23 protein-coding genes and 1 tRNA gene are annotated in these 21827 nt (G+C 35.5%); 8 read left to right on the forward strand and 16 right to left on the reverse strand.

The window, feature by feature from the left end; translation table 11 throughout:
* Positions 1–350 precede the first annotated feature (350 nt).
* The gene (locus BR50_RS02445; protein ID WP_034545665.1) at positions 351–1670 is read left to right on the forward strand and encodes an ISL3 family transposase; all 1320 of its coding nucleotides are present in this window, start codon (positions 351–353) and stop codon (positions 1668–1670) included.
* Positions 1671–2168: 498 nt separating this feature from the next.
* Entirely contained in the window at positions 2169–2594 is a 426-nt protein-coding gene (locus tag BR50_RS02450) for a hypothetical protein (RefSeq protein ID WP_034545897.1), read from the forward strand.
* A gap of 610 nt (positions 2595–3204) precedes the next feature.
* Here the strand turns inward: BR50_RS02450 and gloA are convergent.
* The 4 genes from gloA to BR50_RS02470 all read right to left on the reverse strand — a co-directional run bounded on the left by gloA (position 3205) and on the right by BR50_RS02470 (position 4951).
* Entirely contained in the window at positions 3205–3585 is a 381-nt protein-coding gene (gene gloA, locus BR50_RS02455; protein ID WP_034545899.1) for a lactoylglutathione lyase, read from the reverse strand.
* Positions 3586–3661: 76 nt separating this feature from the next.
* Positions 3662–4042 (reverse strand): SMU1112c/YaeR family gloxylase I-like metalloprotein, encoded by a 381-nt coding sequence (gene gloA2, locus BR50_RS02460; protein WP_034545902.1) that lies wholly within the window; start codon positions 4040–4042, stop codon positions 3662–3664.
* 20 nt (positions 4043–4062) lie between these two features.
* The gene (locus BR50_RS02465; RefSeq protein WP_034545905.1) at positions 4063–4596 is read right to left on the reverse strand and encodes a GNAT family N-acetyltransferase; all 534 of its coding nucleotides are present in this window, start codon (positions 4594–4596) and stop codon (positions 4063–4065) included.
* A 271-nt stretch (positions 4597–4867) separates the two neighbouring features.
* Positions 4868–4951 (reverse strand) — tRNA-Leu (locus BR50_RS02470).
* Between the two features lie 228 nt (positions 4952–5179).
* Here BR50_RS02470 and BR50_RS02475 point away from each other — a divergent pair.
* Positions 5180–6586, forward strand: coding sequence for an ISNCY family transposase (locus BR50_RS02475; protein ID WP_051905713.1), 1407 nt, complete (start codon positions 5180–5182; stop codon positions 6584–6586).
* Positions 6587–7390: 804 nt separating this feature from the next.
* On the opposite strand, the gene BR50_RS02480 is transcribed toward BR50_RS02475, so the two are convergent.
* From BR50_RS02480 to BR50_RS02490, 4 genes are all read right to left on the reverse strand, one after another.
* Positions 7391–7579 carry a hypothetical protein gene (locus tag BR50_RS02480; RefSeq protein ID WP_034545908.1) on the reverse strand — a complete coding sequence of 63 codons (189 nt, stop codon included), beginning with the start codon at positions 7577–7579 and terminating at the stop codon, positions 7391–7393.
* Between the two features lie 100 nt (positions 7580–7679).
* A complete protein-coding gene (locus BR50_RS13040; protein WP_281247044.1) occupies positions 7680–7808 on the reverse strand; it encodes a hypothetical protein in 129 nt (42 codons plus the stop codon).
* Positions 7809–7946: 138 nt separating this feature from the next.
* Positions 7947–8408: a DUF6241 domain-containing protein gene (locus BR50_RS02485; RefSeq protein WP_034545910.1), complete on the reverse strand. Its 462-nt coding sequence runs from the start codon at positions 8406–8408 to the stop codon at positions 7947–7949.
* Positions 8409–8429: 21 nt separating this feature from the next.
* A complete protein-coding gene (locus BR50_RS02490) occupies positions 8430–8969 on the reverse strand; it encodes a DUF6241 domain-containing protein (RefSeq protein WP_034545912.1) in 540 nt (179 codons plus the stop codon).
* A 621-nt stretch (positions 8970–9590) separates the two neighbouring features.
* Between BR50_RS02490 and BR50_RS02495 the strand changes: the two genes are divergently transcribed.
* A complete protein-coding gene (locus BR50_RS02495; protein ID WP_034545914.1) occupies positions 9591–9902 on the forward strand; it encodes a hypothetical protein in 312 nt (103 codons plus the stop codon).
* A gap of 809 nt (positions 9903–10711) precedes the next feature.
* Here BR50_RS02495 and groL read toward each other — a convergent pair.
* On the reverse strand, positions 10712–12337 hold the full coding sequence (gene groL, locus BR50_RS02500; protein WP_034545916.1) for a chaperonin GroEL: 1626 nt from the start codon (positions 12335–12337) through the stop codon (positions 10712–10714).
* A gap of 51 nt (positions 12338–12388) precedes the next feature.
* Positions 12389–12673 carry a co-chaperone GroES gene (gene groES, locus BR50_RS02505; RefSeq protein WP_034545918.1) on the reverse strand — a complete coding sequence of 95 codons (285 nt, stop codon included), beginning with the start codon at positions 12671–12673 and terminating at the stop codon, positions 12389–12391.
* 345 nt (positions 12674–13018) lie between these two features.
* Between groES and BR50_RS02510 the strand changes: the two genes are divergently transcribed.
* Positions 13019–13672: a CPBP family intramembrane glutamic endopeptidase gene (locus BR50_RS02510; protein WP_034545920.1), complete on the forward strand. Its 654-nt coding sequence runs from the start codon at positions 13019–13021 to the stop codon at positions 13670–13672.
* Between the two features lie 264 nt (positions 13673–13936).
* On the opposite strand, the gene BR50_RS02515 is transcribed toward BR50_RS02510, so the two are convergent.
* Positions 13937–14578, reverse strand: coding sequence for a redox-sensing transcriptional repressor Rex (locus tag BR50_RS02515; RefSeq protein WP_034545921.1), 642 nt, complete (start codon positions 14576–14578; stop codon positions 13937–13939).
* Positions 14579–14895: 317 nt separating this feature from the next.
* On the opposite strand from BR50_RS02515, the gene BR50_RS02520 reads away from it, so the two are divergent.
* Entirely contained in the window at positions 14896–16842 is a 1947-nt protein-coding gene (locus BR50_RS02520; RefSeq protein ID WP_034545925.1) for an ABC-F family ATP-binding cassette domain-containing protein, read from the forward strand.
* A 51-nt stretch (positions 16843–16893) separates the two neighbouring features.
* Here BR50_RS02520 and tsaD read toward each other — a convergent pair whose 3' ends face one another.
* Genes tsaD through tsaB form a run of 4 tightly spaced genes read right to left on the reverse strand, consistent with a single transcriptional unit; the run spans position 16894 to position 19709 of the window.
* Positions 16894–17913: a tRNA (adenosine(37)-N6)-threonylcarbamoyltransferase complex transferase subunit TsaD gene (gene tsaD, locus BR50_RS02525; RefSeq protein ID WP_034545927.1), complete on the reverse strand. Its 1020-nt coding sequence runs from the start codon at positions 17911–17913 to the stop codon at positions 16894–16896.
* Positions 17914–17942: 29 nt separating this feature from the next.
* Positions 17943–18431 carry a ribosomal protein S18-alanine N-acetyltransferase gene (gene rimI / locus BR50_RS02530; protein ID WP_051905714.1) on the reverse strand — a complete coding sequence of 163 codons (489 nt, stop codon included), beginning with the start codon at positions 18429–18431 and terminating at the stop codon, positions 17943–17945.
* Entirely contained in the window at positions 18428–19003 is a 576-nt protein-coding gene (rimI, locus tag BR50_RS02535; RefSeq protein WP_034545930.1) for a ribosomal protein S18-alanine N-acetyltransferase, read from the reverse strand. The genes rimI (BR50_RS02530) and rimI (BR50_RS02535) overlap by 4 nt, the downstream gene beginning before the upstream one ends.
* Positions 18987–19709 carry a tRNA (adenosine(37)-N6)-threonylcarbamoyltransferase complex dimerization subunit type 1 TsaB gene (gene tsaB, locus BR50_RS02540; protein WP_034545933.1) on the reverse strand — a complete coding sequence of 241 codons (723 nt, stop codon included), beginning with the start codon at positions 19707–19709 and terminating at the stop codon, positions 18987–18989. The genes rimI (BR50_RS02535) and tsaB overlap by 17 nt, the downstream gene beginning before the upstream one ends.
* 255 nt (positions 19710–19964) lie before the next feature.
* Between tsaB and BR50_RS02545 the strand changes: the two genes are divergently transcribed.
* Positions 19965–20162, forward strand: a complete 198-nt coding sequence (locus tag BR50_RS02545) for a CsbD family protein (protein WP_034545936.1) — start codon at positions 19965–19967, stop codon at positions 20160–20162.
* A gap of 88 nt (positions 20163–20250) precedes the next feature.
* Positions 20251–21000, forward strand: a complete 750-nt coding sequence (locus BR50_RS02550; protein WP_034545939.1) for an NAD-dependent epimerase/dehydratase family protein — start codon at positions 20251–20253, stop codon at positions 20998–21000.
* A 270-nt stretch (positions 21001–21270) separates the two neighbouring features.
* On the opposite strand, the gene BR50_RS02555 is transcribed toward BR50_RS02550, so the two are convergent.
* Positions 21271–21756 (reverse strand): AI-2E family transporter, encoded by a 486-nt coding sequence (locus BR50_RS02555; protein WP_034545942.1) that lies wholly within the window; start codon positions 21754–21756, stop codon positions 21271–21273.
* Positions 21757–21827: the final 71 nt, after the last annotated feature.

The raw sequence follows: 21827 nt of genomic DNA on the forward strand, positions 1-21827 counted from the left end.
TCTTCCTCCTTACCACTGTATTATCCCACAAGCCTACTTTTTGAGGAAGTTAATTTTCATTATTTTTATTTTATTCACCAAATGGCGTTAGTGTCTCAAAAGAAATTGCTTTTAGAATGAATCTTTTTTTGTACAGATCAATGGTAACACTTGAAAAATACCTACTCCTACTTCTCCAAAAATTACAAATAAATGATTCACTTAATCGTTCAACACTAAAAATTAGGCTGTATAATTTTTGGTGTGGATGAAGAAATTCATTCGCACCTATTTTTTTATAAAAAAATAGAAACAAATGAATTTTCCAGTTAGAATAAAGTCACGACAACCCACTAGAAAGGAAAATTCATATGTCTCATAATAATTGTATCCGAACTGCACTTGATTTAAAAGATAAAAATATCTTTTTTGATGAAAAATTTTGCGAGGAGAAACGAATCAAAGGGTTCAGATCAAAAGTTTTCTATGCCACTTTAACGTACAAACCCACTCACTGTGAGTGTTGTGGGATGAAGAACCACGCCTACTCTATTGTAAAGAATGGGTATTTAACCTCTAGGGTTAAATGGGTCAGTTCGACTCATTATGCAACGTCTATTCGATTAAAGAAGCAGCGGTTTCTTTGTAGAGCATGCGGTGTTACCTTTGTTGCACGTTCTCCTGAAATTGAAGAAGGTTGCTTCATCGCTAAACGGGTCAAACAGTCTATCGCGGTTGAATTAGCCGACACTATTTCTATAAAAGACCTGTCTAAACGGCATTTTGTTTCTCCTACCACTGTAGACAGAGTCTTGAAACAACTCAATCAGTCTGTTAAAAATACCTTCAAATCCTTGCCGCAACACCTCTCTTTCGATGAATTTCAATCCGTTAAAAACGTCGAAGGAAAAATGAGCTTTATTTATTCGAATGCAGACACACATGAACCAATCGATATCTTGCCAACTCGGCTGCTACTAGCTTTACGCCGTCACTTTCTTCGCTATCCCTATAAGACGAGGATGAACGTAAAAACGATTGTCGTAGACATGAACGCGGCCTACTTTACATTAGTTAAAGATCTCTTTCCTAATGCTAAAGTGATCATTGACCGTTTCCATATCGTTCAGTTGATATCACGCTCGTTGAATCAAACCAGAGTTCAAACAATGAAACAATTCCATACCTCTAATTCAGAAGATTTAAAGAATTACAGAAAATTTAAAAGGTACTGGCAACTCCTGTTAAAGGATTCAGACGACTTAAATTTTAAGGATTACCGCTATCAACGACTCTTTAAAAAACCTTTACCGAATACAGAAATCATCGACTACCTACTTACGCTCGACGAGACTCTTAAAGCGACGTATGATTTGTATCAAAATCTTCTTTATTATTCTAAAAAAAATGACTATAAAGGGTTTAAAGACCTTGTACTTAAGGCTTCTCCTAAAGAGTTATCTCCTTTTATGCAGACTGCCCTTAAAACCCTGCGTAAACACTTGCCTAGGATAAAACATACTTTTATGTATCCCTATTCTAACGGTGCTTTAGAAGGGTCAATCAATAAAATAAAAGTCATCAAACGGGTTGCTTATGGTTATCGGAATTTTCAGAACTTTAGATGTCGTATTTTGATTAGTTTTAAAGCAAAAAAAAGCAGCGCGAGAAGATTCTCTCACGCTGCTTAAACAAGACGTTATTTCCAACTAAATTTAGCTCATCCACACCATTTGACGTAGAGCCAAAATTACAGACTTTATTTTCCAATTTTTTTGCAAAAAAAAAGCACTGATAAAATCAGTGCTTTTTCCGACAATATTCATTTGCATGAATAGGTCCCATGAATTCCACAAAACAGAGGGGTCCAAGCACCTGCATCTTGCAGTTGTACCTAAGTACGGTTGTGCCCTGTCTAAAGTTCCAATCACTTGTCGCCGCAGCGAAATGACCGAAGTCACCTGATTGGAGGTCAACTCATCGCATATATGTACTTTACCATGTATATTCATCAAGTACAAGAAGTTTTCCTATTATTTATTCTTTTTTTCTAAATTAGCTAAGAACTTCTTTATCATTTTCATGCTTATCATTGGTACTAACTCTTTAGCTGTTCTATAATGGGGTTGATTCAATAGAAGAGTTTTTCCTCATTACTAGGCAAGACTTTAACTTAAGGAGGCCTTTTTATGAAAGAAGACGTTATCGTAAATTATTTGGATCGTCATGGTCTAGAAGCAAAAACAGGTAGCACTATTTTGGTTGAAAGAAAAACCCGGAATCGAAAATGGTACGCTGCTTTATTAGGTAAGAATGAGACTGAAAAAATTTACCTGAATTTTGGTAAAAAAGAATTCGTTATTTTGCCGCTTGTTCAAGATTCTATGGCCCTTATTGAAGGTGACTATGCCCAAGTTCCTTTACTCGAAGTTAAATCAATCTATTTCAAAAAGCAACCTAACCATTATACTCTGATAATCCAATACAATGACGCTACTGCTGACGATGATCGCATTAAAAAATACAAAGTACCTAAAGAAGTTGCTGATTCTCCATGGCACAAACAAAATCTAGCTAATCTGATTGAACGCTATGGTTTAAAAGAACCTAAGTAAGAATGAGACTGGTAAATGACCAGCCGAGAATAAGAAAAAGTGTCTGTTTATCAGGAAACTGATAAACAGACACTTTTTTTGTTATATATCGATTGTTCAATAAAGCGTGTTGGTATTTTAAAAGGAAATCTCTTCTGGAATAACAGGTTTGCTTGTGGAGAGCCATGGAAACCCTATTCCGCTAGAAATTCTAGGTAAGTGATTAAACTAAACTGTTGATACTAAAATTATAGCCTCATACCGATTATTCAATAAACGGTATTGGTGTTTAAAAGAAATTCCTTCTGGAATAAAGGATTTGCTTGTGGAGAGCCATGGAAACGCCTGAAGCCTAAAAAGAAGTTGTCATGGTTGTTGCTGCTTTAGCAGCTTACAAACATGATACACTTGGGTGTTATTTGCCCACAGTGCTTCATTTTAGGCTACAAGCAACTCCTACTCCTTCAGAAATTTCAAGTAAGTGATCAAACTAAACTACTGACACCGAAAATTATAGAGCCTACATATCCGAATCATAAATAGAGTAGTACGTTTAGTTACGTAGATTTTTCAATAAAAAGAGTTATATGATTCTTTTTTGAATCCTTACAATCGTTACAGAAAGCTTGTCTTAGTTTTGGATAACTTCGATTTTATAACCATCAGGATCCGTTATAAAAAAGAAAGCAGCTGCGTTATTTGGAAGGCCTTTTAAATCTGTAACTTCATAACCACTTGCTTTATACTCTTTTTGAGTTGCTCCTAAATCATCCACACCGATTGCAACATGGCCGTAACCATTGCCAAGTGTATACGATTCTTTTTGATCATAATTATATGTTAATTCTAATTCATAGTCATCGTTATCTAATGCAAGATAAACTAGTGTGAATTTAGATTCTGGAAAATCTAACCGACGTGCTTCTTTAAAGCCTAGTACATTTGTATAAAATTCTACCGATTTTTCTAAATCCTTCACTCGAACACAAGTATGCAACATTTTTTTTACCATTATTTAATCATCCTCTCGTTTCATCAGTTCGTACTTCTTTATCTTAATACAATTCTATTTAGACTTCAAAAATTATTCATTCATGTATCTCTAGCGGCAACCCATCGGGATCCTTAAAAAAAGTGAATTTCCCGCCTGTATATTCGTCTATTCGCACCGGCTCTGTTTCAATGCCTTTTTGATTCAACAGTCGGATAGCTTCATCAAAATCATCGACATAAAAACACAAGTGTCTTAACCCGGCTGCTTCAGGTTGCGTAGGTCGTTTTGTTGGATTTGGGAAAGAAAATAATTCAATTTCACTTTCTCCCAATTTTAAATCTAGCTTATAAGAATCTCGTTCTGACCGATAGTTTTCGCGTATGATTTCTAAACCTAAGACCTCAGTATAAAATTCTTTTGATTTTTGATAGTCAGATGCAATAATTGCAACATGATGAATTTTTTTTATATTCATCAGACATTCCCCCCATTGTTTTAAATATCACGGACCATTTCAATACTTGTAAAATCCGAGCTCTCATTATCACTGTTATCGTGTATTTGCTTAAAACCAAGAGCTTCATAGAATAGAAGACTCTCTTTATTCGATTTAAATAAACTGGCCAACTGGGTATGGTTGCCTAATAACTGCTGCATTTGTGTTAAGTGATCGACTAGACGCTTTCCGATTCTTTCTCTTAAATAATCTGGATCAATATACAAATCAGAAATTTTTGCTACCTTAGAATCAACAATGCCTCCACCAATTACGCCAATTACTTTTTCATCTAGTCGAGCAACGATCCACCCACTCCATTTAGAGGATACATTTTCAATTTCCTTTAGAATTCTTTCAGGATAATAATATTCTTCAACCTTCTTTTGTACTTTTTGCTTATCCTTTACAGCTGCTGCACGAGTATATCCTTCGATACAAATAGCAACAATTTGATCAAGATTTTCAGTTGTGGCTAATTCAATACAAATTTCTTCAGAGTTTAGCTTTTCTTTTCTTTTAACCTGTTCCATCTTTTTTCTCCTCTAGTTTAGGTTGCTAATAAAACACCTAGCTATATTTTCTTGTTTCCTTTAAATTAGCATTAAATTCTTTACTTGTCACTAGCCTAACGACTAAGATCAAAACTATTTTTCACTATATTAACTTGATTCACAAGCTCACTGAATTTATTTTTTCAATCAATTGATTTTATTATTTTTAATTGCAAAAAAAAAAGAAGCCAGCTTATGACTAAAATCCCCTAAGCAAATCTCCTTTTATTATACAGTAAAAAATATTTTATGCGGCCGAGAAGACTCGAACTTCCACGGGAGATCCTCCCACCAGCCCCTCAAGCTGACGCGTCTACCATTCCGCCACGGCCGCTCAAATAAACCCTATAAGCACGGTATTTTCGAACTTCAAACGATATATTTACGTTCGATTTCGATAAACCCCACACTAGCTATTATACAAACACGCGGTCTTTTTTGCAAGGTCTACAAAAGAATTGCGTAGCTTCATGTCATTAACAAATGATAATGTCTTAATAGTTAACAAATGAAAATGTCCCGTAACTACGTTACTCTAATCTAAAAGGATTGGAGTGATTAAATGGGAGTTCACCTAACAATGTTTGAAGAACAGAAATATAAGATCATAAAAAAAATAAGCAATGGACAAGTTTCCAAAACTCGTGCAGAAGTCGAGTTAGCTCTATCTCGCAGACAAATTAATCGATTAATCCAAGTCTATCAGACAAAAGGAAAAAGCGGCTTTATACATGGGAATCAAAATCGGAAACCTTCTACTGGTTTATCAACTGAAACTAAGAAAAAAATTATTGCTCTTTATAACAAAAAATATGAAGCGTTCAACCTTACACATTTTACTGAGAAACTAATTGAAGTAGAAAAGATCCAAGTCTCATACACAACCGTACGGAACTTATTGCATGAAAAAAATCTTTTATCCCCACGTGCTTTTCGACAAACAAAAAGAAAAAAGCGTAAAGAATTGCAAGAAAAGGAACAACATAAGCAGGTACTAACTAAAAAAGAGTGTCAGGTATTAAATGAATTGGATTATGTAGATACACTGAAGGCTCACCCAAGTCGTTCTCGCAAGAAATACTGTGGCGAACAGCTTCAAATGGACGCTTCCTCTCATGATTGGTTTAAAAACGGGACATACGCTCATTTACACGCCGCAATCGATGACGCAACAGGGCTTGTAGTAGGAGCCTATTTTGATAAGGAGGAAACGCTGGACGCCTATTATGAAGTAATGGAGCAATTTTTAACCAACTATGGTATTCCTTACGAAATTTTAACAGATAACCGTACGGTTTTTATCTATAAACAAGAAAAGCACCCCTCTGAAGAAAAGGATACTTTTACACAATTTGGATATGCCTGCCACACTTTAGGGATAAACTTACGTACAACTAGTATCCCTCAAGCAAAAGGGAAAATCGAACGACTTTGGAATACACTCCAAGATCGTCTCCTTCATGAAATGGCCTTATGTTCTATCCAATCAATCGATGAAGCAAATCTATTTTTGACGCATTACATTCCTACATATAATGCCAAATTTGCTTTACAGCTAAAGGATAGCAAAAGTGCTTTTGAAAAGCTACCAAAAACAGTCATTTTGAATCATATACTCGCTCGATTTTCACAACGAATTATCCAAAAAGGTCATGGTGTGAAGTATCAAAATAAGCTTTATCGTTTGCATGATCAAAACCAGCAGGTTTTACTTACTCCAAAAACAAGCGTCTTGATTATCCATACAAAGGGAAATGAATTATACGCTAGCGTTGATAATTCGGTGTTTTCCTTACAAGAGATTTTATTACATGAAGAAGTATCGAAAGAATTAGATGCGCCTGTGAGAGCGAAAAAAACTCAGCTAATCATACCCTCCCTGTCTCATCCTTGGAGGAAACCTTCTTATGATCGTTATCTTAGAAATAAAAAACAAAAAGAAGCCTTAAAAAAGGGTACTTTAGTCTAATAAAGCAGCGAATCAATTTTGTATAGGTTTCTTATAGCAGTTGTTTAGGATGGTTGCTTCATGTTTTTTGAAGGAACTATCCTAAACAACTTTAGCAAGCGAAGCGCGGTCGTTAACTTGAGAAATTGAGTTGATAAGCCTAACTCATTATTATCTAAAAACGGGACATTTTCATTTATCATTGACAGGTCTACAAAAGAATTGCGTAGCTTCAACGTTTATAGCGGTATTTTTCGAAATATAGTTTATTAATTTCGCTATTAAATTCTTTAATCGCTTCCGGCGAAGGTGTATTGCTTGTTACCTTTACATTTAATTCGCCTATTTTATATTCATGAATTCTAATATCATCCACCCTTTTCGTATCTGATATTCAATTCTTTTTACAATTCCTCATCATCTTCGAATTCTGGTTCGAAATCAATTAAAATCTACGATATTTTCCCGTCTTCGTTGGTTAAACCTATAACTGGATAACTTCTGTCTCCGTGTGTTGTGATGTTAGCAAATGACCACCCACGCATTACCTGACCAAACCAATCTTCTGATAAATTTTTTTCACATATTTCACTATACGATTTTCCAACACCAGATTCGTTTTTGTTTTGCCCCAATTTCGCCTAAATAAACGCTTGAATATGCCTTATATGTTTACTTATTATATATTCCTTCTTTCGTCTGTATTATTTAATTCGATTAATCGCTTGATAGCACGAATGTCGAAAGGTTCCGTCATTTTCTTACTTTTGATGTCGTACAAGTCGATTCTAATAACATTTCAAACGTTCATGCGGATAAGTTTGCTTACTGACTACTCTCCATGACTGCGCTTCTATCCGACATTTCAATTAGAGTTTCTTCAAGTTCTGCAATATGAGCGTCTTTTTCGTTTAGTTGGCAAATAAGTTCTTCATTAATTGTCGAAACTTTCGCTTTGTGTCGTGCAGTTTCGATTAATTCACGTTTAGTTGTAAAAATGTATGATGTATTCAATTATTTTCGCCTGCCTTTCTTTTTCACTCTAACTTAATACATTCCTTACACTTACTTTTCATGTGTCCTTTTGTTGATATGTTAAAGCTTCCCCCTAGCTTCATTTAACCACACCCTGTACATTTTGCACTAACACTCGACCAATTCCCGAAATAAGCTGTTTTCTTGCACTAGTTGTAAATTGCATATGTGCTTCGATTTCTTGATCTTCTACCTTGAATTTTGGCATTACATAGACCTCCTTTTAGTATTATTCGATGTATTGAATGTCGTATATATTTTCATTTCGCAACAAAAAGGATAAAAAAAGACAAAAAAATAAGCCGGAAATTAATCGAGCTTAAATTTTATCTTTTACTTTTGAGAATTAGTCCATTCGGAAGTTCTCTTCGACAAATATCTTTTCTTCTTCTGGTGTGGTTAATCGTTCCGCTTCCCCGGTGTCCCCTTCATTTGAAGACCATATACTATTGTGTACTTCTACTGAATTCGAAAAGTCTCCTTTTTTCCACGCATTCAATATCTCACGATAGGATTCTTCATTTTCCATTTCAGTTTCACCTAGTACCGATAGCAACATATCGATGTTTTCTTCTTTCATTTCGAATGCGCCCCACTTTGGTTCCGCATATACTTTTTGATGTGTCATTTCGTGGACTCTTTGCTCAAATCCTTTTTTTGAATATTCGTAAGGTAGTGGCTCACTTGATTCTACTTGAATAGATTCTGTTATTTCGTTTTCTTTCGACTTTTCGATAGATATAAGTGCTACAGCTATAATCCCTCCTAACACAATTACTCCAACCAATCCTAAAATAAAATTTTTCAACTTTCATTTCCCCTTACACCATTATCTGAAATTAGTTTCGACAAGTTCTTGTTCTTCTTCCGGCGTCAATAATCTTTCAGCTTTACCAATGTATCCGCCCTGGTCGTTCCATATCTTATTGTGCACTTCAACGCTATCAGAAAAGTCGCCTTCTTTCCATAAATTAAAAACTTCACGGTAGTAATCTTCATCTGCGAAATCCGTTTCGTCTAAAATTGATAATAAAGCGTTTATGTTTTGTTCGTTTAGTTCTACGGAACCCCATTTGTCTTCGGCATATACTTTTTGGTGTGTCATGTCGTGAATATCTTGCATGAATTCTTCTTCGCCTTCTTCGAATGGTAGATAGTTCCCACGTGACCGGTTACTTAATAGTGATGATTCTTCTACAATTACACTTTCGACGCTTTCAACCGCTTCGGATTCTTCGTTTCCCCCGGCTTGATGTCGTGCGGATTCGTTTACTAAGTTTTCTTTTGCCTTTTCTACCATCGGAAATGCGAAGAAAACAACGACGCCTATTCCCATTATCGCAACCAATACCAACATAATCTTTTTCATTTTCATTTCCCCTTTTCAATTATCCGATTTGTTCCCTATATTGATGATAATTCAAAAATACGGATTAAACAACCCTCGTTCTTGAACCTTGTTTTAGCAATAATAAAATAAAAATGTACGTAACTAAATGCTCATCTCGTTATATAAAAAATTTTAAATGACTTTTTCGCGCGTGATACGTAGGTTCTCATTTTTCCGTTGTATTCTTCCGCTTCTCCGGTTAATGTTGCTAGTTCGTCACCTTCATACCCTAACCACATACTATAAATGATATTCGCATATCGAAGGTTTTTCTTACTTGATTGTTCAAAAGCTTCTATTATTTCAATTTGTTCCGCCTTATATTTGTAGGGTACATGCAGCCCTCTATTCTATGACTAAAAACGAAATCTCCTTCTTGTTTGAACTGGGATCCATCAAAGGATAACCATTCTACTATTTAATTGTTTTCAATAGGTACTTTTACCTTCCGAAAGCTTTCTATTGCTTTATGCTTTATGGTATGATTAAAGATACCTACTATGCTTTTTTAAGAATGCTATAAAGGCATGAAGAATTTTAAATTCATCGACAGAACTAGGTATTAAGGTTTAAAAAACGAGTTATAGAAAGGTGATAAAATTGAATTTTAAAGAATTCGAAGAATTTTTAAACGCAAATTTGGGAAGTAAAAGTATTTTTTTTGAAAAAGCTATGGAAGACCAGATAAAAAGAAACGCCAGAAGAGCTCCTGCAAAGAGATGGAATGAAGCAAAATTAGAGCGCGCTGTTAACAAAATGTGGACGGACATGGCTACAAGTATTTACAATAAGTTTAAAATATCGATCAAAACTAATTCTGCTGACCCTTATCAATCTTGGATCGACTTTATTGAAAAGAATGAAGCTTTAGAAAACTTAGATGAAATGATGACCGAGTTAGAATTTGGATAAACGCTCATAATGGAATAATTTATTCCATGAGGCTTGGACATACGTCCAAGCCTATTTGCCTATCCAGCTATTCATTCTAAAGGTACTTCTAAAAGTAGCCTCGTCAGCATGAAAATGTAAACCTATAAAACAAAAATAGACCCTAAATATTTTATGATTCAAATATTTAGGGTCTATAATTTTTGGTATCAACAGTTTAGTTTGATCACTTACTTGAAATTTTTGGCGGAATAGGGTTTGCTTGTAGCCATGTAAAGAATCCAATGCGAATTAAAAAGCCTTAACGCTTTAGCGATTAAGCTTTGTTTGAGGCTTGGAAGCCTGGAAGACTTGCTTTTTAGGCTTCAGGTGTTTCCATGGCTCTCCACAAGCAAACCCGTTATTCCAGAGGAAATTTCTTTTGGAACGCCAATACTATTTTTTAAAACAATTAATAGATATAATTTTTGGTGTCAACAGTTCAGTTTGATCACTCACTTGAAATTTTTGGCGGAATAGGAGTTGCTTATAGCCATGTAAAGAATCCAATGCGAATTAAAAAGCCTTAACGCTTTAGCGATTAAGCTTTGTTTGAGGCTTGGAAGCCTGGAAGATTTTTTTTTAGGCTTCAGGCGCTTCCATGGCTCTCCACAAGCAAACCCGTTATTCCAGAGGAAATTTCTTTTGAAACACCAACACCATTTTTTAAACAATCGATATATAACAAAAAAAGTATCTGTTTATCAATTTCCTGATAAACAGACACTCTTTCTTATTCTCGGCTGGTTATATCCCAACCTTATTATTTTATTCGTTTTAAGATGACAGGGTTACATCATGCCGCCCATGCCAGGATCCATTCCCATTCCGCCCATTGGAGCGTCAGGTTTTGGTTGGTTTGCAACAACAGCTTCAGTTGTTAACAATAGAGCTGCAACACTTGCTGCATTTTGTAAAGCAGAACGAGTTACTTTAGTTGGGTCAATAATACCAGCATCGATCATATTTACCCATTCATTAGTAGCTGCGTTATACCCTACGCCCAAATCAACGCCTTTTAATTTCTCAACAATTACTGAACCTTCAAGACCAGCATTTGTGACGATTTGACGAACAGGCTCTTCAAGAGCACGTAAAACAATTTTCACACCAGTCGCTTCATCGCCAGTTGCTTCAATTTCTGAAACTTTACGTTGAACATTGATCAAGGCAGTTCCACCACCTGAAACGATTCCTTCTTCAATAGCTGCGCGAGCTGCATTTAGAGCATCTTCAATACGTAATTTAAGTTCTTTCAGTTCTGTTTCAGTAGCAGCTCCAACTTTGATAACAGCTACTCCACCAGAAAGTTTAGCTAAACGTTCTTGTAATTTTTCTTTATCAAATTCTGAAGTTGTTTCAGCTGCTTGAGCTTTAAGTAAAGATACACGATGTGAAATGGTTTCAGTCGAGCCGGCACCTTCAACAATCGTAGTAGCATCTTTTGTCACAACTACTTTACTTGCATGTCCTAATTGTTCAATAGTTGTATCTTTCAATTCTAGACCTAGGTCTTCAGTGATAACTGTTCCGCCAGTTACAATAGCAATGTCTTCAAGCATCGCTTTACGACGATCGCCAAAACCTGGAGCTTTAACAGCTACGACATTAAATGTTCCACGCAATTTATTTAAAACTAATGTAGGAAGTGCTTCTCCATCAACATCATCAGCGATAACTAATAATGGACGTCCTTGTTGTAAGATTTGTTCTAATAATGGAAGAATTTCTTGAATATTAGAGATTTTTTTATCAGTGATCAAAATATATGGGTTTTCTAAGTTAGCTTCCATTTTGTCGTTATCTGTTACCATGTATTGTGATAGGTAACCACGATCAAATTGCATTCCTTCAACTACGCTTAGTTCTGTTTCGATCCCTTTAGATTCTTCGATCGTAATAACGCCGTCTGTTCCAACGCGTTCCATTGCTTCTGCGATCAATTCTCCTGTTTCGGTATTTCCTGAAGAAATAGCAGCAATTTGAGCAATCGATTCTTTTGAATCTACTTGTTTAGAAATAGCAAATAGTTCTTCTACCGCAACTTTTGTAGCCAATTCGATCCCACGACGAATCCCAACAGGGTTTGCTCCAGCCGTTACGTTTTTTAAGCCTTCGCGAACGATTGCTTGAGTCAATACAGTCGCTGTTGTTGTTCCATCTCCAGCGATATCATTTGTTTTAGAAGCCACTTCTGAAACAAGTTGTGCTCCCATATTTTCAAAATGATCTTCTAATTCAATTTCTTTTGCGATCGTAACGCCATCATTTGTGATCAGCGGTGAGCCATAAGATTTTTCTAAAACAACGTTTCTTCCTTTAGGTCCTAATGTTACTTTAACAATATCAGCTAAAATGTCTACGCCACGTAACATTGATGCACGAGCGTCTTCAGAAAATTTAATATCTTTTGCCATTTTTTCCTTCACCTCATTAATTTAGTTTGTTCAAGTTTTTGCTTATTTTATTTAATCTATGACTGCTACGATATCGTGTTCTTTTACCACTAAATATTCTTTCCCGTCATATTTCACTTCTGTTCCAGCATATTTTTCAAATAGCACAGTATCGCCTACTTTTACTGCCACTGCTACTGTTGAGCCGTTTTCTAGAATACGACCTTCCCCAACAGCTATGACTGATCCTGTTTGAGGTTTTTCTTGCGCTGAACCCGGTAAAACAATACCGCTGATTGTTTTTTCCTCTTCCTTAGCAACTTCAATAATGACACGATCTCCTAATGGTTTTAACACGTAAATCCCTCCGTCTAAATTATTTCTTCCATTTTAGCACTCAGACAATTCAAGTGCTAAACTACTTCTTTATAATAACAAATATAGAAAAGAATGCAAGAATTTTCATCTCACTTCCAATTCCTTTTTGATCGCATCATTTTTATCGAAAAGGATTTTTTGTCTTCTATATGTTGTATTCCTTTTATGGTATACTGTAAAGCGAAGTTATTTTCAGTTTAGTTAAATTTGAGTTGGTTCCTATTATTTTATTAGTGAGCTTTCTATCGTGTACTGATAAAATTATTTACTAAACTATGTAAAAATGAGAATCATTTATTTCGAAAAAAGAAGGTTTTGGTCACAATGAAAAAAATAGTCAGTCACACATCGATTTCAATGCTATTGTTTTATCTGATAGCACAATTTCTACCAGTGCTCATCATTTCGGCAGCTCCAAAAAATTTCCAAACAGAAGCTTCGATTTATGGAACGATAGTCAGTTTTTCTTTAGGAGCAGTTGCTATGCTTTTACTGAATCGGAAATCCAATATAAAAAATTCGTTGACCTCAAGTCCATCCTTACCCCTAAAAAGCGTTTTTTACTGGGGGATCGTTGTTGGGATACCTTTGGTACTTTTAACGCAATATTTTGCAAATATCATTGAGATTTTGGTATTGGGACTTCCAATCGATTCTATTAATACGCAAAATATTCTTTTGATTGTAGAAAGCTATCCTATCTATATGATTATTGTTTCCATTATGGGACCGATCATGGAAGAATTTGTTTTTAGAAAAGTAATCTTTGGTTTCCTATACGATATTACAGGTGGAATAGGTGCTGCGGTGATCAGTTCGCTTATCTTTGCTTTTATGCACTTTGATGGACATATTTTACTCTATTCTGCTATGTCTTTCGTTTTTTGTTTCCTATATAGTAAGACAAAAAATATTGCTACCCCAATTATTACCCATATTGCTATGAACACACTAGTTATGTTAGTGACCTTCTTTTGATGGATCACTAAATATTAGAAAGGAATTTTTAATTGATAAAAAATCGTAATTTTATAACACAAATCATCATTACCTACTTGATGTCGGGAGTTTTCATCTGGTTTGCTATTGATTCTGTAGGTAACTCCGGTTGGACATTTTTCTCTGTACTCTATGTCCTATTTTCTACAAGTTACTTTATTAGGGCTTCAAAAATACTTGAAGTTTACTATAAACTAAAAAAAGGAAACAAACCTTAAAAAGTTTGTTTCCTTTTTCATTCAACTATTCTTTTGTTGACTCGTAATGATCCAAGAAGTAAATCAACGTTTGAAGTTCATTTGTTAGATCAACATTTTGTACTCTTACAGTATCTGGTACAGAAATTCTAAATGGGGTAAAGTTTAAAATGCCTCTAACATTTGCTTCAACTAATCGGTCAGCTGTTGCTTGCGCTACAGTTGATGGAATAGTAATAATAACAACTTCAATTTGTTGAATTTTTAATTGTTCGATCATATCGTCCATGTGATAAATAGGTACACCACTTAAAATGGTTCCAACGATTTCTTCATTTATATCAAAAGCTGCACTGATACGCATGTTATTGCTTTGATGGAAGTTGTAGTTTAATAAAGCACGACCTAAGTTCCCTACTCCAATAAGAGCAACATTCGTTAACTGGTCTTGTTTAAGTGTTTTACTAAAAAAATTCATCAAATCTTCAACGTCATATCCGTATCCTCTTTTTCCTAAAGCCCCAAAATAAGAGAAATCTCTTCGAATCGTTGCACTATCAACTTTGATAGCTTCACTTAATTCAGTTGAAGAAACACGTACCTTTCCGGAATCGTATAAGAATCGCAAATAGCGATAATAAATAGGCAATCGTCTAGCTGTTGCATTGGGTATTTTCTTTTCTACCATTCTTTTCTTCCTCCATCAGCCATTAGTTTTAACTTCTTCAATCGGTCACTTGTTTTTTCACAAACAATTCGTTATATTTTTTTCTTCACAATCTTTTTCTAATTGACTTTTTTATTATATCATTTTTTCGGTATAATACTAGCACTTTTTTTAAATTCTATGCATTTTAATATACTTACTATTAGTTATATTGTAAAAATTCACAAGTACCCTTGTGAATCAGCTTCTTAATAGTTAGCTTTTAATGGATTGTAATTTCCCTGGACCTAAATCTATGCTAAACTAATACTGAGAATGATGAAATGAGGACCAAGACTATGATTCTATTACAAGCACAACATGTTGCTCGCCATTTTGGAGCAGATGTGTTGTTCGAAAATATTTATTTAGAAATCCAAGAAAGCTCTCGTATCGCTTTAGTTGGACGAAACGGCACAGGTAAATCAACTCTTTTAAAAATGATTGCGGATATAGAACAACCTGACGCAGGAAAAATTGTTAAAGGAAAACAAGTTAGCATTGGCTATTTAGCTCAAAATACTGGTTTGACTTCTGAAAGAACCATTTGGGATGAAATGTTAACCGTTTTTGAATCGGTCATTCAACTTGAAAGAGACTTGCATACTATTGAAAAACAGCTTGGAGACCCGGAGCTGCTTTCTAATGAAGAGTTATACCATGCAACCTTAAACCGCTATGACCATATCCAAAATCGTTTTCGTGAGGAAAACGGCTTTGGGTATCAAGCTGAGATCCGTTCTGTTTTACATGGTTTTCGTTTTTATGAAGCCGATTATACTAAACATATCAGTCAACTTTCCGGTGGTCAAAAAACGCGATTGGCTTTAGCAAAATTACTATTAGAAAAAAAAGACTTATTGATTTTAGATGAGCCTACTAACCATTTGGATATCGAAACATTGAGTTGGCTCGAGAGCTACCTACAATCTTATGATGGCGCATTACTGATCGTTTCCCATGACCGTTATTTTCTAGACAAGGTCGTAAATGAAGTTTATGAGATCAGCCGTAAAAAAATCTCCCATTATAAAGGAAACTATTCAAAATATTTGGATTTAAAGGCTGCACAACTGGAACAAGAATGGAAAGAATTCGAAAAGCAGCAAGGCGAAATAGCCAAGTTAGAAGATTTCGTCAGCCGTAATTTAGTGCGTGCTTCAACAACTAAACGTGCCCAAAGCAGACGCAAACAGTTAGAAAAAATAGACCGTATCGGGAAACCTCAAGGAGACGAAAAATCAGCCCATTTTTCTTTTAAAGCAGAAAAAGAGAGCGGTAATGCTGTTTTGACCTTATCTAACGGCGCAATCGGTTATGACGATACTATTTTATCTAGCCCTGTTAATTTAGATGTTCGAAAATATGACTCTATTGCATTAGTCGGACCAAATGGGATCGGAAAATCTACATTATTGAAGTCACTTATTGGACAACTTCCATTGATCCAAGGTGAGAAGCACATTGGTACAAATGTCTTACTGGGTTATTATGATCAAGAACAATCTGATTTAAATTCAACAAAATCGGTTTTAGCAGAACTTTGGGACGATCATTCAACTACTCCTGAAAAAGATATTCGTTCTATTTTAGGCAGTTTCTTATTTTCAGGCGAAGACGTAGAAAAAGCTGTTTCTTCGTTGAGTGGTGGAGAAAAAGCGCGCCTAGCTTTAGCTAAACTAGCAATGAATAAGGATAATTTTCTCGTTTTAGATGAGCCTACGAATCATTTGGATATTGATAGTAAAGAAGTTTTAGAAAATGCCTTGATCGATTTTGATGGGACGCTGTTATTTGTTTCTCATGACCGTTACTTCATTAATCGAATCGCGACAACTGTCGTTGAGCTCTCTGAAAATGGCAGTACTCTTTATTTAGGTGATTATGACTATTATCTTGAAAAGAAAGCTGAACAAGAAGAGCTTCGTTTATTGGCTGAAGCTGAGACCGTTAAAAAGTCTAAAGTTGAATTGCCTCCAACGATTAAAGCAAACCGAGAAACCAACAAAGCTGAACAAAAAATGCTTCGTCAGTTAACACGTCGTATTGAATCGATCGAATCGGAAATGGAGGTTCTTGAGACTGCCATTACGAACTATGAAACCCAATTAATCGATCCAGAGATATTTGGAGACCATCTGCGTGTGCAAGAACTGAACGAAGAGATGACGATTGCTCAAGAAAAACTCGATAATTTAGTGAATGAGTGGGAAGAAAAAAGCTTGAAATTAGAAGAATTACAATAATTTTAAAAACAAAAAGGAAATTGGATCATTATCCCAATTTCCTTTTTGTTTTTAATTAAATGTTAGACCAGGCTTAGCATTCAATGCATAATCTGTGAATTGATTTTTTTGATACTGGATGGATGCAGCTGCTCCAATCATAGCTGCATTATCCCCGCAAAACGCTAAAGGTGGAATAACTAATTCCACATCTGGCAATTCTTCAGCCATTACTTTCGTTAGAGTATCACGCAAACCTTTATTTGCAGCTACTCCCCCAGCTAAAAGCAACTGTTTCACTTTGAATTCTTTAGCCGCTCTAAGCGTTTTTGAAACTAAAACTTCAATGACACTTGCTTGAAAACTAGTTGCTAAGTTGATGTCATTTAACGGTTCTCCCTTTTGGTTGGCGTTATGAACCGTATTGATAAAAGAACTTTTTAGTCCGCTAAAACTAAAATCATAATTATCTTCTTTCATCATAGCTCTTGGAAAATGATATGTATCTTCTCCAAGTTGAGCCATCTCATCAATTTTCTTCCCGCCAGGATAAGCTAAACCTAATACTCGTCCGATTTTATCGTAGGCTTCTCCTGCTGCATCGTCTCTTGTTTCTCCAATGATCGTGTAATCTCCATCTTCTTTCATATAAACTAATTCAGTATGCCCTCCACTAACAACAAGCGCTATCAGTGGGAAAACAAGCGGTTTGATCAAACGATTAGCATAAATGTGTCCTGCCATGTGATCAACAGCGATCAATGGCAATTGGTGAGCATAAGCAACAGCTTTAGCTGCATTAACACCAATTAAAAGAGCTCCCACTAAGCCTGGTCCTTGTGTAACGGCTACTGCTGAAAGTTCTTTATAACTAACGCTCGCTTCAGTCATAGCCTCCTCAATGCATTGGGTGATTTGTTCAACATGATGACGACTGGCTATCTCAGGTACTACACCGCCAAAACGCATATGGCTCTTTATTTGTGATGCAACAATATTTGAATGAACGGTCGTCCCATCTTCAACCACGGCAACGCTGGTTTCATCACAACTAGATTCAACAGCTAAAATTAAATTTCTTTTTATAGACATACTTTCACTCTTTCTTTAATAGACTCTTTTTACATACTTAATTGCATGATCAAGGCATTTTCTATTGGATCATGGTAATAATTTTTACGAACGGCAATCGTTTTAAAACCTGCTTTTTCATAGACGGTAATTGCAGGCTTATTCTGCTCTCGCACTTCTAAAAAGATCATTTTAACTTCTTTGTCTTTTAAAAATGCTATAAATGACTGTAAAAACAATTGACCGATCCCTTGGTTATTAAATGCCTTCAGAATGCCAAATGTTGTTATTTCTACTTCATCAAAAAGCTGTGTATACCCTATAAACCCAACTTTTTTTCCTTGTTGTAGAACGATCCCGTATTCACTGTAGGTTTCTGTTAATTCACTCTTATACGTTTCAACAGGCCAAGGACTTCCCTTTGGGTAACTATTCTCAGCCAATTGAAACAATTCATGTTCGGTTAATCGTGTACTTTGATTGAACAAAAAAATAGCTTTTTCATTTTTATACTGCTCGTTCGTTAGTTGATCTGTCATAAGAATTTACTCATTTCCAGTGCATCTTCTAAATCACCGGTATAGTAGTCTTTTTTTATCTTTTCTTTTTGAAACCCTAGCCTGTCATATAGGCGTTGGGCCTTCTCATTTGAGATACGAACCTCTAAACTAATTTTTTGCATGCCTTCATGTTGAGAAATTTTTTGCAATTCTGTGATCAAGAAAGTAGCGACACCTCGCTCTTGGCAGTTTGGAATGACAGCTATATTTGTGATATGTGTTTCTTCTTCGACTAACCAGGCACCAATAAACCCGATAGCCTTATTAGACTCTCGAACGATCAAATAAATAGCTCGAGTGTTATTTTTTATTTCATCTTCTAACGCTTTTTTGTTCCAAGGCGTTTTACCATTGTAGCAAAGTGATTCGATCTTTAGAATATCTGCAATATCTGATACTGTGCCGATCGATGCCTTCAAAAAGGAACCATCACTTAATTGAATGGTTTCTCTTTCTAATCTTGATCGTTTAGCTAAGTTTTTGCTAAACTCAGGTTGACTAAGTAAATCAATTTCTTCATTTCTAAACCACTGCTTAAATTTTTTCAACATAAGCTTCCTCCAGTTGATCTGGGTGTTCTTTACGCCAATTCTCCTCCGCTTCTGCTAATTTCAAATAATCAGGAGTAAACGTGTGAGCATCGACAGGCTCTTCCTTTAGGCCTAACAAACCTAATACACTAGCTTTTGGAAGGTGATCCTTTAATGGAGCTTCATACACCCGGTTCATTAGATAACGTTCAAATGTGTCTTTATATAAGAAACGATCTTCTCCAATCAATTCGAATGTTCCTTCTTTATTGCTTAAATATTCAGCCCATTGTTCTGCTGAAATATGTTTGTCTGCTTCTATTTGAATCAATTCTCCATTTTGCCATTGATACAAACCAGTATAAATATTTTTACGGCGGGCATCAAATAAAGGCACCAAATAATGTGGTGAAGCTTCGCAATTCCCAGCTAACATTTTCAAACTAGAGATTCCTACTAGTTCGATCCCAAGCGTCCAAGCTAACGTTTTGGCGATCGTTACACCAATTCGTAACCCTGTATATGATCCAGGTCCTTTAGCCACTACTATCCGATCTAGCTCACTGGGTTGCCATTTAACATCTTTCATTAATTCATCAATCGCAGGCATTAAGCGCTCGCTATGATTGCGTTTGATATTTGTTGTGATTTCCCCTATAACTTTTTCTTGATCTAATACTGCAATACTCATTGCTTGATTAGATGTATCTATTGCCAATACCTTCATGAAACGGCTCCTTTTTTTATACGACTAGTCCTTTATAATAATTTTATTTTAGCACATATTTCGCAAAAACTTAAATCTCTAATTTTCAACTAGTATTTTGAAAGCGTATTAGTTGATTTTCCGTTTTTAAAAAGTTATGCTTCACCTGTAAGATAATTTCTATTTAATTTCCAAATACTAAATCGTTCTGATGAACTATTTGTAATAGATACACTTATTTCCATAAAAATTTTAGCATTACAGGAGGAATTGAACATGGAAAAAAATGATGGCATGAAAGATAAAATTAAAGGTATGAAAGATAAGGTTTTTGGTAAAGCTAAAGATTCTTATGGCGATGCTACAAACGATCGCAGCAAACAAGCTGAAGGTAAAGCTCAAAAAGCTAAAGGCGAAGTTGAAAAAAAGGTCGGCGAAGCAAAACACGACTTTGATGACAAGAACGACAAATAATTATTAATTCTGTTTCCCCCAAAGGGTACTGCTAACGTGGTATCCTTTTTTAACTTAGCTACTTTAATTTCATTAGGGAGGTTCTAGCATGGCTAAAATTTTGATTACTGGAGCTGTAGGAAGGATCGGCAGAGTGTTAACGACTCATTTAAAAAAAGAACATCAATTAACCTTAGTTGATATTGCTTTTTCTGATCCTGATAAAGAACTTGTAAAAGGTACCGTAACAAAAAAATTGGATTTATCTGTTTTAGAAAATTGGAAAGATCTATTGAATGGGATTGAATACGTCATCCATTTAGCTGGCGATCCTAGTCCCGATGCAAAATTTTATGACAGTCTTTTAGATTTGAATTATAAAATTCCGCATAACCTTTATCTGGAAGCTTCAAAAAATAATTCCATCAAACGCATTATTTTTGCTAGTTCGATCCACGCTGTCGATGCTTATCCACAAAATGTGCAAGTTGCTACAACTGATCCGGTCCGGCCCGCAGATCTCTACGGTGTATCTAAAGTTTACTTAGAAGGGTTAGCCAGTCATTACGCTTTTACAACTGGATTAGAATCGATTGGTATTCGAATTGGTGCCTTTAGAGATGATGATATTCCTGCAAAAGATGACCCTGGAGCAATGTCAGATTACTTGTCGAGCAGAGATATGTGCCATCTCGTTGACTGTTGTTTAAGAGCAACCTTGAAACAACCTTTCTTACTAGTCAATGGTGTTTCAAATAACACTTTTCCGCGTTTAGATATCGATCAAGCTAGAGTAGACATTGGCTATCAACCTAAAGATGACGGCTTTAAAATGTACGGGTATTTTAAGCAAGATTAATATTTCTCGGTAAAGGAAAAGATTTCATTCTCCTTTAAAGAAAACGATTGTTTAACCAATTTAGTCACCCTTCCCTCAAACAAAGCGTGATTGCTAAAGCTCTGTCATTGACATCGAACCCTTTTCACGGCTACAAATACCCCCCATTCCTACAGAAATTCTAAATAAGCGAGTAGACTGAACTATTTTTGGTATAAAAAACAGGTGTGGATGAATTTATTTATCCACACCTGACATTATACAATTAAAGAAAAAAAGTCATTTTCTTTTTTAGTTTTTCGGATTACTCGAATCACTTTCTCGGATCATTTTCACCTCATAAATAGCCTTTATAACAATGGCTGCCGCTGCTCCTACTAGTGCTCCTATAGGTCCAAAAATCAGCATGCATACAGCAGTTGAGATAAATGTATAAAGCGGACTTACACCGATTTCTCTTCCTGTAACAAACGGTTCAGCGATTTGGCGAATCACAGTAATGATGATATAAACTAAACCTAATTGCCAAGCAATCGTTGTATTCCCAATCAAGAAGTGGATAAGTGCCCACGGAATCATGATGATCCCACTTCCTACTATAGGAATGATGTCTACCACAGCAATTCCTAATGCTTTTATTCCCCAATAATCAACCCCTATAATGAAAAAGCCGATACATAGCAAAACAAATGTCAATGCAGCTAATTTTAATTCTGCTTTAAAATATCCTTTGATCCCCTTTATCGATTTAACCAGTATTTCATTTAAATCATTCATTGCCATTCCCCTTTTTCTATTTAATTCGTTTATTGTACAAGAAATCTAAGACTTTGCCATCCAACTTGAGA

Origin of the sequence: Carnobacterium alterfunditum DSM 5972, assembly GCF_000744115.1 — a bacterium.
Lineage (GTDB): Bacteria > Bacillota > Bacilli > Lactobacillales > Carnobacteriaceae > Carnobacterium_B > Carnobacterium_B alterfunditum.